The sequence below is a fragment of the Microvirga sp. VF16 genome, assembly GCF_016864375.1.
GTDB lineage: Bacteria > Pseudomonadota > Alphaproteobacteria > Rhizobiales > Beijerinckiaceae > Microvirga.
Map to the genome: position 1 here is coordinate 1,318,649 of NZ_CP069356.1, position 17,307 is coordinate 1,335,955.

Genomic DNA, 17,307 nt, shown 5'->3' on the forward strand with positions numbered 1-17,307 from the left:
AGGAGTGCTCCAATGGCACTGGCCCAAGTCAAACCAGGTTCCACACTGATCAGCCCGACTGATCATGCGCTAATCCTAATCGACTATCAGTCGCAGATGGCATTCGCGACCAAATCGATCGATGCGGTCGAGTTGCGCAACAATGCCGGCCTGATCGCCGCTAGCGCCGCCGGCTTCAAGGTGCCGGCGATCCTCACCACCGTCGCGGAGAAGAGTTTTTCGGGCCCGATGTTTGACGAAGTGGTGGAACCTTTCTCCGCGCATGCGCAAATCGACCGAACATCGATGAACATCTGGGAAGACGAGGCGGTGATCGCCGAAGTCAACCGGATCGGCAAGAATCGCGTGGTCTTGGCGGGCCTATGGACCTCGGTCTGCATCGTCGGGCCAGCCCTGTCCGCGGTCGACCAGGGATTCGAGGTTTACGTTATCACCGACGCCTGCGGCGACATTTCCGCCGAAGCCCATGAACGCGCCGTCGAACGCATGATCCAGGGCGGCGTGCGGCCGCTGACTTCGCTCCAATATCTGCTGGAACTGCAGCGCGATTGGGCACGCGCCGAGACCTATGAACTCACCACGGGCATCGCCATGAAATATGGCGGCGCTTATGGCCTCGGCATCATCTACGGCAAGACCATGTTCGGCGCGTCCGAAGGCGGTCACTGATCAAAACGTGCCGGGGTCGAATGTCCCCGGCCACACAACAGCGAGCCGCTCCCGATGAAACCCTATCTATTGTCGCTGGGCGCTGGGCTGGTCGTCGGCGTCATTTACAGCCTCTTGGGTGTTCGCTCGCCCGCGCCGCCGACGATCGCGCTACTCGGCCTGTTTGGCATGCTGGTGGGTGAACAGATCGTGCCTGTGGCCAAGCGGCTGATGAAGGGCGATCAGGTCGCCGCCTATGTCAGGACCGAATGCGCCGAGCATGTCATGGGACAGTTGCCAGACGACCCCAACGGGAAGGCCTGATCCCCGCATCACCCGCCGCGACACGCTTTTCGGCGGAACCGCCGCGTCGCTGCTTGCGCACCCCCGCTTAGCCCATTCCCGGAGCAAGACCATGGCTGCCACCGATCTGATTTTGACAAATGCGAAGGTCACGACGCTCAATCGAGCCAATCCCGCGGCCCAAGCGATCCTGATCCGCGACGGCCGCTTCGCGGTCGTCGGGACTGAGGCCGAAGTACGCGCCACGGCCGGCGAAAATCCGCGCATCATCGACGCGAAGGGCCGGCGCATCATCCCCGGGCTGATCGACAGCCACATGCACATCATCCGCGGCGGGCTGAACTACAATATGGAGCTGCACTGGGACGGCGTGTCCACTCTTGCCGATGCGATGGCGATGCTCAGGAGGCAGGTCGCCAATACACCTGCACCCCAATGGGTGCGCGTAGTCGGCGGCTTTTCCGAGCATCAGTTCGCCGAAAAGCGCCTGCCTACGCTCGACGAGTTGAACACCGCCGCACCGGACACACCTGTCTTCATCCTCCACCTCTACGATCGCGCGCTGCTCAACGGCGCAGCGCTGCGTGCAGTTGGCTATACCAAGGATACTCCCAATCCGCCGGGCGGCGAGATCGTGCGCGACGCGCAGGGCAGCCCGACCGGGATGCTGCTCGCCCAGCCCAATGCGACGATCCTCTATGCGACGCTCGCCAAGGGGCCGAAATTGCCGCCCGAATACCAGCTCAACTCGACGCGCCATTTCATGCGCGAGTTGAACCGACTTGGAGTCACCGGCGTGATCGATGCGGGCGGTGGGTATCAGAGTTATCCGAATGATTATGCAATCATCGAAAAACTGCACCGCGACGGCGAACTGACGCTGCGTATCAGCTACAATCTCTTCACACAAAAGCCCAAGGAAGAACTGGCCGACTTTGCGGGCTGGGCCCGCCAGGTAAAGCCCGGCCATGGCGACGACAGCTATCGCCACAACGGCGCGGGCGAGATGCTCGTCTATTCGGCCGCCGACTTCGAGGATTTTCGCTTTTCCCGCCCCGAAATGCCGCCAAATATGGAATCAGATCTCGAACCGGTCATCCGCCTGCTCGTCGAGAACCGCTGGCCCTGGAGACTCCATGCGACCTATGACGAGACGATCACCCGCGCGCTCGACGTGTTCGAGAAGGTCAATCGCGACATTCCCTTCAACGGCGTCCACTGGTTCTTCGATCATGCGGAGACGATCGGTGACCGCAACATCGATCGTATCGCGGCGCTGGGTGGTGGCATCGCGGTGCAGCACCGCATGGCCTATCAGGGCGAGTATTTTGTCGAGCGCTACGGCGCGAAGGCCGCCGAGGCGACGCCGCCCGTGGCAAGGATGATGAAGGCCGGTGTGCCGGTGGGCGCAGGCACCGATGCGACGCGCGTCGCGAGCTACAATCCCTGGATTTCACTCTTCTGGCTGGTGACCGGCAGGACGGTGGGCGGTCTGCGCTTGTATCCGCCCGCCAACCGGCTTGATCGCGAGACGGCGCTTCGCCTCTGGACGGAGGCTAATACATGGTTCTCCAACGAGCAGGGCAAGAAGGGCCAGATCAAGGCCGGCCAACTTGCCGATCTCGCGATCCTCAGCGACGACTATTTCAGCGTGCCCGAAGACGAAATCGTTCACATCGTCTCCGCGTTGACGATGCTTGGGGGCGAGGTGGTGCACGGCCAGGGCGAATATCGCGATCTCGCGCCCGAGCTTCCCAAGCCGATGCCTGACTGGACACCGGTTGCGACCTTTGGCGGCCATCGCCGCACGCCCACTGCCGCGGCCAAGCTCGCATCGGCCTGCGGCTGCGTCAGTGCCTGCACGGTCCACGGCCATGATCATGCGGCCGCGCTCGCGGCCAATGTGCCGGCATCTGATATGCGCGCCTTCTGGGGTGCCTTTGGATGCGGCTGCTGGGCGGTATGACAATGCCCCCCGCACCAATAATCGCGCGACTGCTCGAAGGCCGCTGGTTCGCGACGCTCGCTCGTGCGCTGCTCACGCTGCCCTATTGGACGGCCGGTATCGCCAAGCTGATCGACCTACCGGGGGCGCTGGCCGAGGCGCACCATTTTGGCCTCGAGCCAGCATGGGCGACCGTGGCGATGACAATTATCGTCCAGCTCGGCGGATCGGTGTTGGTTATCCTGGGCCGATGGGCATGGCTCGGAGCAGGGGCGCTCGGCGTATTCACCGGACTCGCGACGCTCATCGCCCACCGTTTCTGGACGATCACAGACCCGATCGCGCGCTTTCACGATCGTAACAGCTTTCTCGCGCATGTCGGACTGATCGGCGGTCTGATGCTGGCAGCCGTCCTTGCCAGCCGCCGGACCCAGCGATGCGGGCACGATGGCCGCCAGGAGATCTGACATGCAGCGCGGTCAACTTCGCGTCGCCCCTTTCCCGCTAACAGACCGTCAGTTCAAGCCAATGGAAGAAATTGAAATGACTAAGCTTACCAAATTCCTGTCCGCGGCCGTGCTCAGTACGGTGCTCATATCCCCAGTAGCCGCTGCTGCCGCCGCGACTGCGGCTCAGGCTCCCGGGGTTGTTGCAACGTCGGAAGATACATCTATCCGGCCGTTCCAGTATGGGATCAACGCAAGATCTGCTCCCGATTGAGCGCTAACGGAGTACGTAGCAGGAACGTGCGCTCTCAAGCAGGCCTGTCGAGCTAACGAACCGCCTACCACGAGTTGGTTTGGGGATCTGAACAGCCATACAGCGCTGTGGGTACGTTGACAGGAGGGATGCATCTGCCCGGAGGATCGGCTGGAGTGAGGGGCTCGATCCCCTCTAACATCAAGGATCAGGCTTCAAGTCACGCCTGATAAATTCCCAATCCGTTCGACCTAAGCGCTCGTTCAGACACAGATCTTGCGCCGGCCCCTTCTCAGGACGCCGCTAACCAATGCGGAGGGTTCGGCTCTCCTCAAGCCCATATCCCTTCACCTCCAGGCGGTCTGGATAAACCTCAACCACTGCATAGGCCGTTTGGGCCGGCGTTTCGACCATTCCTTTGAAGTTCAGGAAGTGCTTTCCCGCTGTAGAGCCGTAGTTTCCCGCATGGTTGTGGCCGTTCATGTAGGCAACAAAGTTCTTGTATTTCGACACCAGATCGACGACGCGCTGATCATCCCACATATTGTGCTCGTTGCCAGGGTAGACCGGGTAATGGCTGAAGATGATGATCTTCTCGCCGGCCGCCTCAGCCTGATCCAGCGTCTGCTGGAGCCACCTGAATTGCTCCTCGCTCATGCCGCCGTTCCAGGTTTGCGCATTGGGAGCGTTGACGCCTTTGAGTTGGTCGAGCTTCTCGGCGGCCAGCTTGTGTTTCGGGGTGTCCTTGGCATGGGCAAACAGGCTGATGTCATTGCCGTCGAGGACGATGAACCGGTACCCACCGCCCGTGAAGTCATAGTAGGCGCGCTTCAGACCTGTCACCCGCAAAACCGATGAGAGATAATCCGAAGCCACTTCGAAGTCGTGGTTGCCGAGGAGGAAAAAGTAAGGGTGCTTCAGGCGGTCATAGATCGGCAGGATATGGTCATAGCTCTCCCAGTGCCGGTCGATGATGTCCCCGAGCGTGACCACGAACTGCACCTCCTGCCCGTTGAAGAACTCGACTGCATCGCTCAGCTTCCACAGACTGTGGGAGTAGAACCGAGTTCTGCGCGGCGGCACCGGGGCATACTGGGGATCAGCCACAACACCAAACCGGAACAAGGGTGCGCCCTGGGCCACACTTACGGAGGTGCTGAACCCGGTGAAGGGCGCGGCCAGCGCGGCGGCGGCGCTGGTCTGGAGCAAGCTTCGCCGAGTGAAAGCGGACACCATAACCTCCAAGGTTGTCGAGGAGGTCCCATTGTCCGATGCGGTTCATTTCAGACGTGTGACGCGCCCTGAGTTTCCGGTTCTGGTTTGAGAAGTTGCCATGGGGGATCGGCATGGGAATCCAGGATTGGGGCAACGGCTGCCGCAAGAAGACCAAGCCCTGCCAGTCAGCCCCTCGCAGGTCGATAGATAAATTCCCGTACACAGTCGTTCACGGAAGATAATTACTGATCTCAACCAGATTGCCGTCTGGATCCTTGAAGTAGACCGACAGGAGGGTTCCTGTCGCACCGGCACGCTCGCCAGGTCCGTCAACGATCGCTACGCCCTCACGCTCAAGATGCGCCACCACCTCTTCGATGGGCGTGGTGGTCAGAAGACAGAAGTTGCCGCTGCCTGGAACGGTGTCACAGGCAATGTTGGGGGCAGCCTGGGCATCCTGCAGGCTGATCTTATGGGCTCCGAAATGCAGCGACCACTTGCCGGGACGCTCCTGCTTCGGCTCCATGCCCAGAACCCGCTCGTAAATGCGGCACGTGCGCGCGACATCGTGCACCGCGAGAACCAGATGATCGAGCGCCAGAACCCTCATATCCGGCATTCTATACCCTGCTCGTCAGGACACCCGCAATCTGGCGGAACAGACGGTCTGGGATGCAGGGCTGACGCAATCTCGCTCTGTTGAGTGAGGTGCTGCAACCAGAAGAATGTCTCCTATGAGCAAGGAAGTATAACTCCCGTAGCCTCCCGAGCGTCCGGTGTTCCTAGCTCAAGCGGACCTTCGGCCTACTTCGGCTTCGTGCCGATAGCGTTGACAAAGTCGGTATCCAGACGGGCTAGGGCAGCGATGCAGCTTGCCTTGTTGAGGTTAGGACTGGTGAGGGGTATCCTTCGGGCCTTCTCAGGCTCCTTGGATCATATGAGGCTCTGGTGAAGTGACCAGTTTGGCAAGCTTTCTCAGATTCTGAGCCGTTGCCGCTAGCAGGAACTCATCCTGAGCCCCGCACGGACCGCGCAGCCGCAGACGTCCCATCTTGAGGATCCGCTTGAGATGAGCAAACAGCATTTCGATGCGTTTGCGACCCTGACGTGACCGCTCGAAGGCTGGCGTGTCTCTCAATGAGCGCGCGACCTCCCGGGCATGCTCATAGATGCTGCGCGGGATCCTGCGCGCCGGCGTGTTGGGACAGCACTGTTCCTTCAGCGGACAGGGACCGCAATCGAAGGTGCTGCCTAGGTAGAGCCGGTTCGTGCCCTCATTCACGATCCGCCCGCTGGTGGTCAGGGTCTTGCCCTCAGGACAGACGTAGGCGTCCGTTTCCGGATCATACTTGAAGTCTGATCGCGAGAAGGTGCCATCCTGGCGCTCGGATTTGTCGATGACGGGCACGTGCGGCTCGATCTTCTGTTCGTCCACGAGCCAGTGCAGCATCTCGGCCGAACCATAGGCACTATCCGCCGCCAGCCGCTCGGGCTTGAGGCTGAACCGCTCAGCGGTGCGCTCGAGCATGGAGCGCGCAGCCCCCACCTCGGCCTGACGTACCGCGCGAGAGGCTTCCACGTCCACGATCACAGCGGCCTTGAGGTCGATGAGGTAGTTGTCGGCATAGGCAAAGAACGCCGGGCCGCGCAGTGCTCCGGTCCACTGAGCCGCTGGATCAGAAGGCGAGACGAACTTCGGCTCAACCTCTGTCGCCGCACCCCAGGCGGCCTCATCGAGGGTGGCAAGATACTCGCGCACGGCCCGCGGAGCATCCTGCGGGTGGTCGAGCGCGGTCCAGTCGGACCCTGCCAGGGAGCGCTGCTTGTTGGCATCAGCCTGGATCAGGCTGGCATCGACCGCAAAGCCCTCACCACTCACCAGCCCCTCGTCGAGGCAACGCTGCACCACCGCCTCGAACAGGTGACGGAACAGGTCACACTCGCGAAAGCGCCCGTGCCGGCACTTGGAGAAGGTGGAGTGGTCGGGCACCTTGCCCTCCAGCCCGAGGCGGCAGAACCACCTGTAAGCGAGGTTCAGGTGCACCTCCTCACAGAGCCGCCGCTCGGAGCGGATGCCGAGACAGTAGCCGATCAGCAGCATGCGGATCATCAGCTCGGGATCAACCGAGGGTCGGCCGGTGGCATTGTAGTAGCCGGCCAGATGCTGGCGCAGCCCGGAGCAGTCGACGAAGCGGTCGATGCGCCGCAGGAGGTGATCGGACGGGACGTGGTCCTCGAGCCGAAACTCATAGAACAGGCTCTCCTGCATCACGAGACGCTCGCCCATCATGGCCCGATCCTCCTGCTGAGAATGCCTCATCAGGGAATCACGATCTGCCGCCAATCACGAGGACTTTTTCAACGAAATCTGCCAGAACCGGACCTTCCTGAACTGCCAGCGAGCAACTTCCTTCAGCAAGCGGGAACGGAAGGATACCCTATGCGAGCAGTGCTCTATAGAGCACTGCTCGCATAGGGCGCCAGATCAAGCGGTCAGGCGCGCTGCCGGTCCCCGATCGATATCCGACCAGATGCTGGGCGTCCAAGCCATGCATCGACACTGAAATGCCCGGAGCCGAATGCGACCACCTGGAGGAGGCCACCGGCGAGGGCAATGTTCTTTAGGAAATGGATCGCTTGGTTCTGGTCGCCGAAGTTGTAATGGAAGGCGAGTGCGGTTGCGATCGTGAAGCCGGCTGTTACCCCAGCGACGAGCCGGGTCTGATATCCTACGGCGAGCAGCAGGCCTCCGCCGACCTCGATGATCACGGCTCCGAGATAGGCCAGCCACGGCAGCGGCAGGCTGGTCATCTCGATGTAAGCGACGGTGCCTACTGGTGCAGCGATCTTGCCCAAGCCGCTGATCACGAAAATCAGCGCGAGAAGCACCCGGCCCAGTGCTGACGCGGAAGAGGTATAGGTATTCATCTCGTGTCTCCAGATATCGAGAGAGTGGTAGGCTCAGGCCGCGAGACGGCGGATCTGCGCCTCGGCGGCCTGAAGGGCCTCGGCCCGCTGCTGCTCGCCGACCGCTACACCCTCGGCGCGCACGAAGCTGAGGTCGGTGATGCCGAAGAAGCCGAAGATGCCGCGCAGGTAGCTCTCCTGGTGCTCAAGGGCAGCGTTCGCGGTTTCTGGGCCATAAAAGCCGCCGCGCGTGGAAACGACGACGACCTTCTTGCCGCCTGCGAGGCCCTCCGGCCCCTCGGCCGTATAGCGGAAGGTGCGGCCAGCCACGGCCAAGCGATCGATCCAGGCCTTGAGTTGGCTTGGCACGGTGAAGTTGTACATTGGTGCCCCGACCACCACGATGTCGGCAGCCAGGAACTCTTCAAGCGCAGCCTGGCCTTCCGCCAAATCCCGCAGGAGGGACGGATCCTCCGGCGATGCGCCCTGCCCGGCAAGGTGGGCCCCGGACAGGTGCGCAACCGGGTGAGTGGCGAGGTCGCGCCGGATCACTTCGATGGCGGGATGAGCAGCCTGCTCGGCGGTGACGATCTGCGCGGTCAGGCGGCGGCTGACCGAGCTCTCGCCCAGGATGCTGGAGTCGACGTGGAGAAGTTTCATGGTTCTCACCTCTGTAAAAGCGGGCGGATGCCCGCTGTGAATTCGCCGTCCCAAATGGGATGGTTTAGAGATAGCCAGGGCTCATCCATTGCAGAAGCCTATATTTTTCGATACGATCTATCGGCTGAACAGATGGACGGGGACCGGTGGATGTTGGACGGTGTATCGCTCGATCAGGTGCGGACGTTCCTGGCCGCAGTAGACGAAGGCAGCTTCTCGGCGGCCGGACGGCGGCTTGGGCGGGCCCAGTCCGTCGTCAGCCAGCTACTCGCGAACCTCGAAGCCCAGCTCGGGGTCAAGCTGTTCGACCGCAGCGCACGCTACCCCGTGCTCACGGATGCCGGACGTGCTCTTCTCGCAGACGCCCGGGCTGTCGCACAGGGGATGAGCGGGTTCAAGGCGCGGGCTCGCGCCCTCGCCGGCGGGCTTGAGTCCGAATTGTCGATTGCCGTCGATGTCATGTTTCCGATCGAGGTGCTGGCGCATGCCGTTCGCGGCTTCCAGGCCGAGTTCCCGAACACGCCGCTGCGGGTTGAGGTCGAGGCGCTCGGTGCTGTCCTTCAGCCGGTGCTCGATGGACGCTGCGCCTTCGCGGTGGCTGGATCGCTTCCGGAGATCCCCCCTCAGTTGACGCAGGAGCACCTGATCGGCGTTCCGTTCGTCCTCGTCGCCGCCGCCAGTCATCCACTGGCGCAGATCCCAGGCCCAATCCCCCAGAATCGCCTTGCAGAGCATGTGCAGCTCGTCCTGTCCGATCGCTCGAAACTGTCGGCGGGCCGCGAGTTCGGGGTACTGTCGCCGAAGACATGGCGGCTCGCCGACCTCGGTGCCAAGCATGCCTTCCTGTGCTACGGACTCGGCTGGGGCAGCATGCCGAGGGCAGTGGTTCAGGCAGACCTCGACAGCGGCGCCCTTGTCGAAATCGAGAGCTCCGGTTGGACGATCGGCCTGCAAATGCAGATGCATGCCGTCCACCGCTCGGACCGGCCACCCGGCCCGGCGGGGCGATGGCTCGTCGAGCGTCTCAAGGAAACGGTCAACCAGTGCCCGAATTAGAACAGCCAAGCAGTCATGGCATCCGCTTTCCAGCAAGAGGCATCGGCTTTGCCTGCCCGACGCAGCGGCTTGATCTGGGGCCGGTTAGAGCTTGAAACGGCAAGCGTGGTCGACGCGGTCCAGCCCTCGACCCAGACTGCCGAGATCGAGCCGGCACACCGCAAGGAACCGGACAGCTTGAACGCGTATGATCGGGTTATGCAGGCGCTCGACCCTACCCGAGAATTTGTGGAGCCACTGCGTAGCCTAAGGGATCCCGCGTTGGGCCGGCGCCTAGCCATTGCGTTTGAACCGACGGGTGCGTTCGGCGCGTTCCTCAGCATAGGCCGGGCTGAGCTTCGCAGTCATTTCATCGCGCACCAAGGGCTTGCCGCAGCTCTCGCAAACTGGCCCCATTCCCGTCGGCTTGCCGCACGCGTGATGGGTATACTGCACGGCGATGCCCTCGCCGGGCGACTTGCACCAGGTCTCGCCCCAGGCGCGTAACGCCAACACCACCGGATAGAATGCCTCACCTTTGGCGGTCTGGTGATACTCGTGCCGCTTTGGTCGCGCGTTGTAGAGCCGCCGTTCGACCAGCCCCTCCGCTTCCAGTGTCTTGAGGCGCGCCGCGATCATCTGCGGCGTGCCGCCGGTTTGGGCTTGGATCTCCTCGAAGCGATGACTGCCCATGAACAGCTCGCGCAGGATCAGCACGGTCCAGCGGTCGCCGACCACCGTCTCGGCGCGGGCCACCGGGCAGAGGGTTGGGGGAGTGTGGGTGTCGTCCATTGTCGCTTTCTTTTTCATAGTTACTTGTCGCTATGATTTTCATAGTGTATATCTAGCTACTGTCGAAAGCAATGCAACAGGCTGCGCTGCGGCCGATGCGCAGAAAGGAATGACCATGACGGAAACGGCACAGGCTCCCGCGGACTTCGCATGGGACGATCACGAAATCGTCGATTCAAGCTTCACCGCGGTCATCAACGCACCGATCGACACGATCGACCTGCCCCAATGGGCGTTCACCCTGCCCGAGCATGAGTATCAGGGCTGTTCCCCGGCCCATGTCGCGGCCGGCGTCACCACCGCGCCCGACGGCAAGCGGATGTCGATCAATGTCGAGGTCATCGGCGGCGTGCCGATGGTGCAGCATTATGTCGAGACCCTGGGCGAGAAACACCATCTCATCCTGGACTCGGTCTCTGATATCTTCACCCCCAACGGCCGGACCACGATCCACGTCCTTTGGGAGCTGAGCGTGAAGGCCATCGACGACCAGCGCTGCGAGTTCACCAACCACGTCCGCTCGCGCGGCACCGCGGAGTTCATTGCACTCCTTGACCGGCAGGGTGTCCCGTTCGACCTGTTCCGCGCGCAGCGCCAGCCGATGTCCATCGCCCATAACCAGAGCGAAACGCCGCTGTTCGCGGCCAGCATCGAGCGGGCCGCGCTCAGGAACTGACGATCCACAAGATCAACTGGAGATTCAACATGGCACAGCAAAGCTATCCCATCGATCGGACCGCCTACCTGCTGGTCGATCCGTTCAACGATTTCCTGCATGAGGACGGGAAGGTCTTCCCGCAGCTCAAGCCGGTCGCCGAGGAGGTCGGGCTGCTCGACAACCTCCGCCGGCTGGACAAGGCCGTGCGCGCGGCCGGCGTCCAGGTGGCGATTGTCCCGCATCGGCGCTGGGAACCCGGTGATTATGAGAGTTGGGACCATCCCAGCCCCACCCAGCGCAAGATCATGGAACGTCATCACTTCGCCCGCGGCGAGTGGGGCGGCGAATTCCACCCTGATTTCGCGCCCAAGCCGGGCGACATCATCGCTTCCGAGCATTGGGGTCAGAGCGGCTTCGCCAACACCGATCTCGACATGAAGCTCAAGCAGCACGGCATCACGCACGTGATCATTGTCGGCCTGCTGGCCAACACCTGCATCGAGACCACTGCCAAGTACGCGATGGAGCTTGGCTACCACGTCACGTTGGTGCGCGACGCGACCGCCGCCTTCGGGCACGCGCAGATGCATGCCGCGCATGAAATCAATGGACCCACCTTCGCTCACGCCATCCGGACGACGGATGAAGTGATCAACGATTTGTCCGGAAAGTGAGGATGACATGACCAAGACCATGACGACCCTTGCCGCCGCCGCGGCCATGCTTGCAACGACCGCGCTGGCTCAGGTGGCAAGTGGCCCACCGGCAGCTGCCACCACGACCGCTAACGTCACCGAAGACGCGGCGATCCGTCCGTTCCCAGAAGTCCACTTTTCGCAGCAGGCGCTCAACGAGCTTCGCCAGCGGATTGCAGCGACCCAGTGGCCGGAGAAGGAGACCGTTTCGGACTCGTCTCAGGGTGTGCCGCTGGCGACGATGCGGGACCTCGCCCGATATTGGGCGACGGACTATGACTGGCGCACGGCAGAGGCGAAGCTGAATGCCTTGCCTCAGTTCGTCACCGCCATCGATGGGCAAGACATTCACTTCATCCACGTCCGTTCGAAGAATCCTAATGCGCTGCCGCTGATCATCAACCATGGCTGGCCGGGCTCGATCATCGAACAGCTCAAGCTGATCGGCCCGCTGACGGACCCGGTTGCCTATGGTGGCAGGGTGGAAGACTCGTTCGACGTGGTGATCCCGTCGATGCCGGGCTACGGTTTCTCCGGCAAACCGACTGCGACCGGCTGGGGTCCCGAGCGCATGGCCAAGGCCTGGGACGTGCTGATGAAGCGCCTCGGCTATCAGCGCTATGTCGCCCAGGGCGGCGACTGGGGCGCCTTCGTGGTGGACCAGATGGGCTTGCAAGCGCCTCCAGGGCTGCTCGCCATTCATACCAACATGCCCGGGACCGTTCCGGCGGACATCGACAAGGCGACCTTGGCCGGCGATCCGTCTCCTGTCGGTCTCTCAGCCGAGGAAAAACGCGCCTACGAGCAGCTCCTCTTCACCTACAAGCATGTGGCCATGTATAGGATGATGGCGGAGCGGCCCCAGACCTTGTACGGCCTTGCCGATTCGCCCGTCGCCCTCGCCGCCTATATGCTCGACCATGGTGACGGTGGCGGCCAGCCCGCGGCGGCGGTCACCGAGGCCCTGGGCCGCTATGAGAGCGCCACCGGCGAGCTGACGCGGGACGAGATCCTCGACAACATCACGCTCTACTGGCTGACCAATACGGGCGTGTCTGCGGCGCGCCTCTATTGGGAGTACAAGGGAGGGTTCTTCAACGCGAAGGGCGTCAAGATCCCTGTGGCGGTGAGCGTCTTCCCCGGCGAGCAATATGAGGCGCCGCGGAGCTGGACCGAGAAGGCCTATCCCAACCTGATCTACTATCATCATGCCGAGAAGGGCGGCCACTTCGCCGCCTGGGAGCAGCCGATGATTTTCGCCCGGGAACTGACGGCGGCGTTCAAGCCGTTCCACTGAGCGAGGGGACGCGGGCGGACACCCTTTCGCCTCCATCCGCCCGCGTTCCTCACTTTTCGATCATCTGCAGCGGCACGACCTCAGCATCCCCGGCCGCGAGACCATTCAGGCGCGCATCGATATTGCTCCACGAGTGATCGGTACGCGTGACGCCCGGGGCGGAACCCGGCATGGCCTGCATCGCCATGGCGCTTGCGGGCATCAGAGCCGCCGCGGCGGCCACTGGTATCTTCATCATCGGGATACCTTAACCCGTCATACGAAACGTTCTTCGGTGAGTACTCGGCATGCAGAGCATATGGTGAGAAGCGCCAATGTCCGCTTTCCATCCTGTACGGCGTTCACCGATCACACCGTTTAGGGCCGCAATGGGTCGAGACCGTGTCAAAATATGAATGCGCGGCTCCGTGGAGCAATCTAATTTTTTGCAAGCCTGAACAGACCGGGGAATCCCCGGTTTAGGAGCATGAAATTGTACAAATAGTTCGTCGGAGGCGGTGCTCGTTCGCGTTTTGACACATTGGGTAATCGCGGAGCGAGTCGCCCTAAGACCGGATGGTCACTGCATGGAAGAGCGGGTGGTTGTTCCCCGATAAGATGGAATGACGGGCTCTCGACTGGACGCCGGGCCCAAGCATCGAACGGAGAACACCCATGGGCGAGTATATCGGTCTTGACGTGTCGGTGAAAGAGACGGCGATTTCCGTGCGGCGGGACGGCAAGCGGATCTGGCGCGGCAAATGCCCGTCTGATCCAACCCTGATTGCGGAGATCGTCCGCAAGCGTGCGCCTGCGGCCCAGCGGGTGGTGTTCGAGACCGGGCCTTTGGCGGTGTGGTTCTATCATGCGCTCCAGACCGAGGGGCTGCCGGCGATCTGTATCGATGCGCGCCATGCCAAAGCCGCCCTCGCCATGGCGCCCAACAAAACCGACGCCAATGATGCCGATGGCCTGGCCCATCTGGCCGAGGTCGGCTTCAAGCGCGCGGCTGTGGCCGTAGCCCGCAAGTTGGCGGTCATCATGCACGCGATGCTGAAATCCGGCCAGCCGTTCAACTGGGCAATCAGCGCCACCGCCTGACCGGCCAGAACTGCTATGCGCCTGTCCTGAGGCGTGCCGAGGCGTCCCTGCCGGGACGTGGATGAACCATTCCGCCTAGGCTGTTGCACCGACGCGCCCATAGGCCCGGAGCGTGCGTTTGACACCTTGGAAGGTTCCTCCTGCGAAGCCCCATCATGCGGCGACTGCTGTCGACCGCGAAGACGACACTGCTCCCGGCAAACCACAGCCTCGGCACCAAAAGGGCTTGCATTCCAACGAGCGATTAGACGACAGCCAGGGTCAAACTTTCACGTCTCCGCGGACCAAGCTCCTTCGTCTGCGGTGTACCGGGAGCGGCCGTACATGATTGGAAGTCCCGGCCAGTACAGCAACCTGCTTGTTCAGCCTGAGGGTTCATATCCCCACGGGCTCCTCCCAGCACGGTAGGATTTCTACGTGTCCAGTAGTGGCCTTTTCCGAAGCCCGATCGTCAGCATCACAAGCGTGCCGTATTCGTGCGGATCTTGACGATCGGAATTCTGCCTCGCCAGATGGTTTCATATCGAGGGCGGCCGCATCCGGGCAATCTCTGCCTGAACCAGCTTCCCAAAGCTTGCGGAGACCAGGATAATGATGGGCGATCGCATAGGACGTCATGAAGTCAGGCGGAACGGAACCGCCGCCAGCTCGGCTACCATAAGAAATGCAGCACTCGGAACGGTCCGGATAGGCGCTTCCTCTGTAGGTGCCTTGGCACTCGGTGCTATGGCATTGGGTGTGTTTGCAGTTGGCGCTCTCGCCGTTGGACGGTTGGTGATTGGAAAGGCGCGGGTCGGCCGCCTTGAAATCGACGAGCTTGTGGTCGGCAGGCTTGTCATCAAGGACAAACGGCCATGAGGTGTAATGACAAGTCGCTGCGCGAAGAGAGTGAGGCTATTCGGCCGCACCGACGAACTTGACGAGTGGCAGCTCCCGAGCGCAGCCCCTGCGGGCGGCTGCCGACTCCGGCGATCTGCACACACGTTGGTTCGATGAACGATGGCAAATCGGTACGCCCTCCGCGGCTGTTACGCTCGGGGGCTTCAACGCCGGTCGTAAAGTGCAAACAGCCAGAGTCAGGAACAGAGATTACCTGCGCTTACTGGACGTCCGGTTCGATGAGGATTGCTGCCTTCGAGCATAGGTCTCAGGTGTGCCATAAGCCGACATTCGCTGGCCCAATCGCGAACGGCGGAATCGACCCAGTGTGGACTTTCAGCGAGAGTTCTGGAGTGCTAAATTGCGAGCCCAGAGCGCTAGCCGGAGGCGCGCGTGGGCATCAGCTTTCCCAATGAAACGCCGGAATATCGCACCGCGCGAAACACTCTGCTGCAAAGGGAGATCGCGCTGCGGCGTCAGATGGAGGCCGTAGCGGCCGAGCTCCGGCGCCTTCCAGCAGGAGGGATAGTACTGGAAGACTATGTTTTCGACGCCATCGGAGCCGACGGCACACCGCAAAGGGTGAAGATGTCCGAGCTGTTCCGCGGCGGCGACGCACTGATGGTCTACCACTACATGTTCCCCCGTCACTCCCAGGATCCGCGGCCAGGACCGACGCGAGGAGCCATGGCGACCGTGCCGCTCGCGGAAGGACCGTGTCCCTCCTGCACCGCCCTGATCGACATGTGGGAGGGCACGATGCCGCACTTCGAGGGATTGGGCGGCAGTCTCGTTATCGTGGCGAGGGCACCGATCGAGAAAGTGGCAGCCTTCGCGCAGGATAAGGGGTGGAAGCATGTGCGGCTGCTGTCGGCATCGGCAAACAGCTTCCGCCGTGACTATGGCGGTGACGGCCCCGACGGCGAGCCGGTCCCGATCATGACGGTGTTCAGGCGCGACGCTGACGGCACCATTCGGCTTCATTGGGCGAGTGAGCTTGTCTTCGAACCGCCCGATCCGGGCCAGGACATGAGGCATCTGGGTACAGTGGAGCCATTGTGGACGCTGTTCGACCTTACACCCGGAGGCCGTCCTGACTCCCTCGAGCAAATGGAATACAGTTGCTGTAGCCGACCCGAGCCGCCTGCCTGAGAGCGGAGCAATTGGGATGTCTCATTTCCAATGCAGCAGTTCGGCATCGGCCCCGTGCGACCCGCATTGGGTCAGGCACTGATGTTCCCTGGCCTTTCGGAATGTCTGGTTAGGTGAGGAATCCCGCCCTCGGGTTTAGGTCTCAGGTGTGCCATGAAGGGACCTTCCTGGCTTACACCGAGATCCCTGCACAATCAGAGACCGAGATCGCTTAATCCTGGATGATCGTCCGGGCGATGGCCGAGGGGCCAGAGGAACTTGCGATCCGTCGCTGCAATCGGCGCGTCATTGATGCTGGCTAGGCGCCGCATCAGGCCCTGTTCATCGAACTCCCACAGCTCGATGCCATAGGCGCGGAACCAATTGCCGCTGTCGTCGTGCCACTCGTAGCCGAAGCGGACGGCCATTCGGTTCTCCCGGAAGTCCCAGTGCTCCTTGATCAGCCTATCATCGAGTTCACGGGCCCATTTCCGGGCGAGATACGCCTCGATGGCAGGCCGCCCCGTCAGGAACCCGGTCCGGTTCCGCCATTCGCTGTCAGGCGTGGAGGCCAGCGCCACACGGGTGGGGTCGCGGCTGTTCCAGGCATCCTCGGCGAGACGCGCCTTCTGCGTTGCGGTCTCGACGATGAAAGGGCACAGGCGGACGATCAGTGACCTGCATGGCTATTCTCCATCGGCTGCGAGCCGTGCTCGCAATGCGGTGTTCTCGGCTTCCAGGTGAGTGACCCGGTCCCGCATGGCGGCGAGGCCTTGTTCAATCTCGGCAAGGGTGAAGCGCGGCGTGATGTGCTGCGGGCAGTTCCAGTCAAACGCTTCGAGACGGAACACGAGAGCCCGCTCGACCTTGGCTTTGTACCCGGGAAGGGCCAGCTCCGACGCCAGGTCCGGTGCGTCGGCAAGGCTGACCGCTTTGGCATGCGCATAGATCTTCAGTCGCCGACGCCCGGCATAGTCCATCAGGACGAGAGCCGCCCGATCATTGGCCGCCAGGTTCCCGACCGAGATGTATTGCCGGTTGCCGCGAAAGTCGGCGCAGGCCAGCGTCCGTTCATCCAACACGCGGAGGAGGCCAGCCGGCCCGCCGCGATGTTGGACATAAGGCCACCCGCTCTCCGAGAGCGTTGCCATGTAGAAGCTGTCACGCTCGGCGATGAAGGCCGCCTCGCTTGCGGTGAACCGGTCGAACGCTCGGTTGCCCGCAAAATCCGACCAGAACTCCAGGCTTCCGTTGGCCTCTTGGGCCGCCTTCACGCTTGGAGTCGAAGCAATGTCCAGGAAGCTGTAGGCCATGATCGTATCCTCTGCCGACCGAACATCCGGCGGCACGAAGGCCGCCGGAT

At 62.2% G+C, this 17,307-nt stretch carries 19 protein-coding genes and 1 pseudogene; 11 read left to right on the forward strand and 9 right to left on the reverse strand.

The window, feature by feature from the left end:
- Window positions 1-12 precede the first annotated feature (12 nt).
- The 5 genes from JO965_RS38745 to JO965_RS38765 all read left to right on the forward strand — a co-directional run bounded on the left by JO965_RS38745 (window position 13) and on the right by JO965_RS38765 (window position 3,616).
- Entirely contained in the window at window positions 13-669 is a 657-nt protein-coding gene (locus JO965_RS38745) for a hydrolase (RefSeq protein ID WP_203446064.1), read from the forward strand.
- 54 nt (window positions 670-723) lie between these two features.
- Window positions 724-972, forward strand: coding sequence for a XapX domain-containing protein (locus JO965_RS38750; RefSeq protein WP_203446065.1), 249 nt, complete (start codon window positions 724-726; stop codon window positions 970-972).
- Between the two features lie 91 nt (window positions 973-1,063).
- Window positions 1,064-2,917, forward strand: a complete 1,854-nt coding sequence (locus JO965_RS38755) for an amidohydrolase (RefSeq protein WP_246777143.1) — start codon at window positions 1,064-1,066, stop codon at window positions 2,915-2,917.
- A 2-nt stretch (window positions 2,918-2,919) separates the two neighbouring features.
- Window positions 2,920-3,363 (forward strand): DoxX family protein, encoded by a 444-nt coding sequence (locus JO965_RS38760; protein ID WP_371826977.1) that lies wholly within the window; start codon window positions 2,920-2,922, stop codon window positions 3,361-3,363.
- A 1-nt stretch (window position 3,364) separates the two neighbouring features.
- On the forward strand, window positions 3,365-3,616 hold the full coding sequence (locus tag JO965_RS38765) for a hypothetical protein (protein ID WP_203446067.1): 252 nt from the start codon (window positions 3,365-3,367) through the stop codon (window positions 3,614-3,616).
- A gap of 282 nt (window positions 3,617-3,898) precedes the next feature.
- On the opposite strand, the gene JO965_RS38770 is transcribed toward JO965_RS38765, so the two are convergent.
- The 5 genes from JO965_RS38770 to JO965_RS38790 form a co-directional block, all read right to left on the reverse strand.
- Window positions 3,899-4,828 (reverse strand): metallophosphoesterase, encoded by a 930-nt coding sequence (locus JO965_RS38770; protein ID WP_246777144.1) that lies wholly within the window; start codon window positions 4,826-4,828, stop codon window positions 3,899-3,901.
- Between the two features lie 211 nt (window positions 4,829-5,039).
- Window positions 5,040-5,420: a VOC family protein gene (locus JO965_RS38775; RefSeq protein ID WP_203446755.1), complete on the reverse strand. Its 381-nt coding sequence runs from the start codon at window positions 5,418-5,420 to the stop codon at window positions 5,040-5,042.
- A gap of 309 nt (window positions 5,421-5,729) precedes the next feature.
- Window positions 5,730-7,100 carry an IS1182 family transposase gene (locus JO965_RS38780; RefSeq protein WP_203446756.1) on the reverse strand — a complete coding sequence of 457 codons (1,371 nt, stop codon included), beginning with the start codon at window positions 7,098-7,100 and terminating at the stop codon, window positions 5,730-5,732.
- Window positions 7,101-7,303: 203 nt separating this feature from the next.
- Entirely contained in the window at window positions 7,304-7,738 is a 435-nt protein-coding gene (locus tag JO965_RS38785) for a DoxX family protein (RefSeq protein WP_203446069.1), read from the reverse strand.
- 33 nt (window positions 7,739-7,771) lie between these two features.
- Window positions 7,772-8,377, reverse strand: coding sequence for an FMN-dependent NADH-azoreductase (locus JO965_RS38790; RefSeq protein WP_203446070.1), 606 nt, complete (start codon window positions 8,375-8,377; stop codon window positions 7,772-7,774).
- Window positions 8,378-8,527: 150 nt separating this feature from the next.
- On the opposite strand from JO965_RS38790, the gene JO965_RS38795 reads away from it, so the two are divergent.
- Window positions 8,528-9,433 (forward strand): LysR family transcriptional regulator, encoded by a 906-nt coding sequence (locus JO965_RS38795; protein ID WP_203446071.1) that lies wholly within the window; start codon window positions 8,528-8,530, stop codon window positions 9,431-9,433.
- Between the two features lie 273 nt (window positions 9,434-9,706).
- On the opposite strand, the gene JO965_RS38800 is transcribed toward JO965_RS38795, so the two are convergent.
- On the reverse strand, window positions 9,707-10,222 hold the full coding sequence (locus JO965_RS38800) for a helix-turn-helix domain-containing protein (RefSeq protein WP_203446072.1): 516 nt from the start codon (window positions 10,220-10,222) through the stop codon (window positions 9,707-9,709).
- 91 nt (window positions 10,223-10,313) lie between these two features.
- Between JO965_RS38800 and JO965_RS38805 the strand changes: the two genes are divergently transcribed.
- The 3 genes from JO965_RS38805 to JO965_RS38815 are packed head-to-tail and all read left to right on the forward strand — an operon-like array spanning window position 10,314 to window position 12,854.
- Window positions 10,314-10,880: a hypothetical protein gene (locus JO965_RS38805; RefSeq protein WP_246777145.1), complete on the forward strand. Its 567-nt coding sequence runs from the start codon at window positions 10,314-10,316 to the stop codon at window positions 10,878-10,880.
- Between the two features lie 29 nt (window positions 10,881-10,909).
- Entirely contained in the window at window positions 10,910-11,536 is a 627-nt protein-coding gene (locus tag JO965_RS38810; RefSeq protein ID WP_203446073.1) for an isochorismatase family cysteine hydrolase, read from the forward strand.
- A 7-nt stretch (window positions 11,537-11,543) separates the two neighbouring features.
- On the forward strand, window positions 11,544-12,854 hold the full coding sequence (locus JO965_RS38815) for an epoxide hydrolase family protein (protein WP_246777146.1): 1,311 nt from the start codon (window positions 11,544-11,546) through the stop codon (window positions 12,852-12,854).
- Between the two features lie 49 nt (window positions 12,855-12,903).
- Here the strand turns inward: JO965_RS38815 and JO965_RS38820 are convergent, their stop codons facing one another.
- Window positions 12,904-13,092: a hypothetical protein gene (locus tag JO965_RS38820; RefSeq protein WP_203446074.1), complete on the reverse strand. Its 189-nt coding sequence runs from the start codon at window positions 13,090-13,092 to the stop codon at window positions 12,904-12,906.
- 416 nt (window positions 13,093-13,508) lie between these two features.
- Between JO965_RS38820 and JO965_RS38825 the strand changes: the two are divergent.
- Together JO965_RS38825 and JO965_RS38830 are read left to right on the forward strand one after the other, a co-directional pair.
- Window positions 13,509-13,838: pseudogene (locus JO965_RS38825) on the forward strand (transposase); the annotation flags it as partial.
- A 1,368-nt stretch (window positions 13,839-15,206) separates the two neighbouring features.
- Window positions 15,207-15,965 (forward strand): DUF899 family protein, encoded by a 759-nt coding sequence (locus JO965_RS38830; protein WP_203446075.1) that lies wholly within the window; start codon window positions 15,207-15,209, stop codon window positions 15,963-15,965.
- A gap of 194 nt (window positions 15,966-16,159) precedes the next feature.
- On the opposite strand, the gene JO965_RS38835 is transcribed toward JO965_RS38830, so the two are convergent.
- Window positions 16,160-16,618 (reverse strand): nuclear transport factor 2 family protein, encoded by a 459-nt coding sequence (locus JO965_RS38835; protein ID WP_203446759.1) that lies wholly within the window; start codon window positions 16,616-16,618, stop codon window positions 16,160-16,162.
- Between the two features lie 12 nt (window positions 16,619-16,630).
- Window positions 16,631-17,257, reverse strand: coding sequence for a pyridoxamine 5'-phosphate oxidase family protein (locus JO965_RS38840; protein ID WP_203446076.1), 627 nt, complete (start codon window positions 17,255-17,257; stop codon window positions 16,631-16,633).
- Window positions 17,258-17,307 lie beyond the last annotated feature (50 nt).

Excerpts from the sequence above, each read along its gene's own strand:
- JO965_RS38815 (WP_246777146.1), top strand. The coding sequence starts at position 11,544 with ATGACCAAGACCATGACGACCCTTGCCGCCGCCGCGGCCATGCTTGCA.
- JO965_RS38755 (WP_246777143.1), top strand. The coding sequence starts at position 1,064 with ATGGCTGCCACCGATCTGATTTTGACAAATGCGAAGGTCACGACGCTC.
- JO965_RS38840 (WP_203446076.1), bottom strand. The coding sequence starts at position 17,257 with ATGGCCTACAGCTTCCTGGACATTGCTTCGACTCCAAGCGTGAAGGCG.
- JO965_RS38775 (WP_203446755.1), bottom strand. The coding sequence starts at position 5,420 with ATGAGGGTTCTGGCGCTCGATCATCTGGTTCTCGCGGTGCACGATGTC.
- JO965_RS38785 (WP_203446069.1), bottom strand. The coding sequence starts at position 7,738 with ATGAATACCTATACCTCTTCCGCGTCAGCACTGGGCCGGGTGCTTCTC.
- JO965_RS38750 (WP_203446065.1), top strand. The coding sequence starts at position 724 with ATGAAACCCTATCTATTGTCGCTGGGCGCTGGGCTGGTCGTCGGCGTC.
- JO965_RS38795 (WP_203446071.1), top strand. The coding sequence starts at position 8,528 with ATGTTGGACGGTGTATCGCTCGATCAGGTGCGGACGTTCCTGGCCGCA.
- JO965_RS38765 (WP_203446067.1), top strand. The coding sequence starts at position 3,365 with ATGCAGCGCGGTCAACTTCGCGTCGCCCCTTTCCCGCTAACAGACCGT.
- JO965_RS38805 (WP_246777145.1), top strand. The coding sequence starts at position 10,314 with ATGACCATGACGGAAACGGCACAGGCTCCCGCGGACTTCGCATGGGAC.
- JO965_RS38745 (WP_203446064.1), top strand. The coding sequence starts at position 13 with ATGGCACTGGCCCAAGTCAAACCAGGTTCCACACTGATCAGCCCGACT.
- JO965_RS38780 (WP_203446756.1), bottom strand. The coding sequence starts at position 7,100 with ATGATGGGCGAGCGTCTCGTGATGCAGGAGAGCCTGTTCTATGAGTTT.
- JO965_RS38810 (WP_203446073.1), top strand. The coding sequence starts at position 10,910 with ATGGCACAGCAAAGCTATCCCATCGATCGGACCGCCTACCTGCTGGTC.
- JO965_RS38790 (WP_203446070.1), bottom strand. The coding sequence starts at position 8,377 with ATGAAACTTCTCCACGTCGACTCCAGCATCCTGGGCGAGAGCTCGGTC.
- JO965_RS38800 (WP_203446072.1), bottom strand. The coding sequence starts at position 10,222 with ATGAAAAAGAAAGCGACAATGGACGACACCCACACTCCCCCAACCCTC.
- JO965_RS38760 (WP_371826977.1), top strand. The coding sequence starts at position 2,920 with ATGCCCCCCGCACCAATAATCGCGCGACTGCTCGAAGGCCGCTGGTTC.
- JO965_RS38820 (WP_203446074.1), bottom strand. The coding sequence starts at position 13,092 with ATGATGAAGATACCAGTGGCCGCCGCGGCGGCTCTGATGCCCGCAAGC.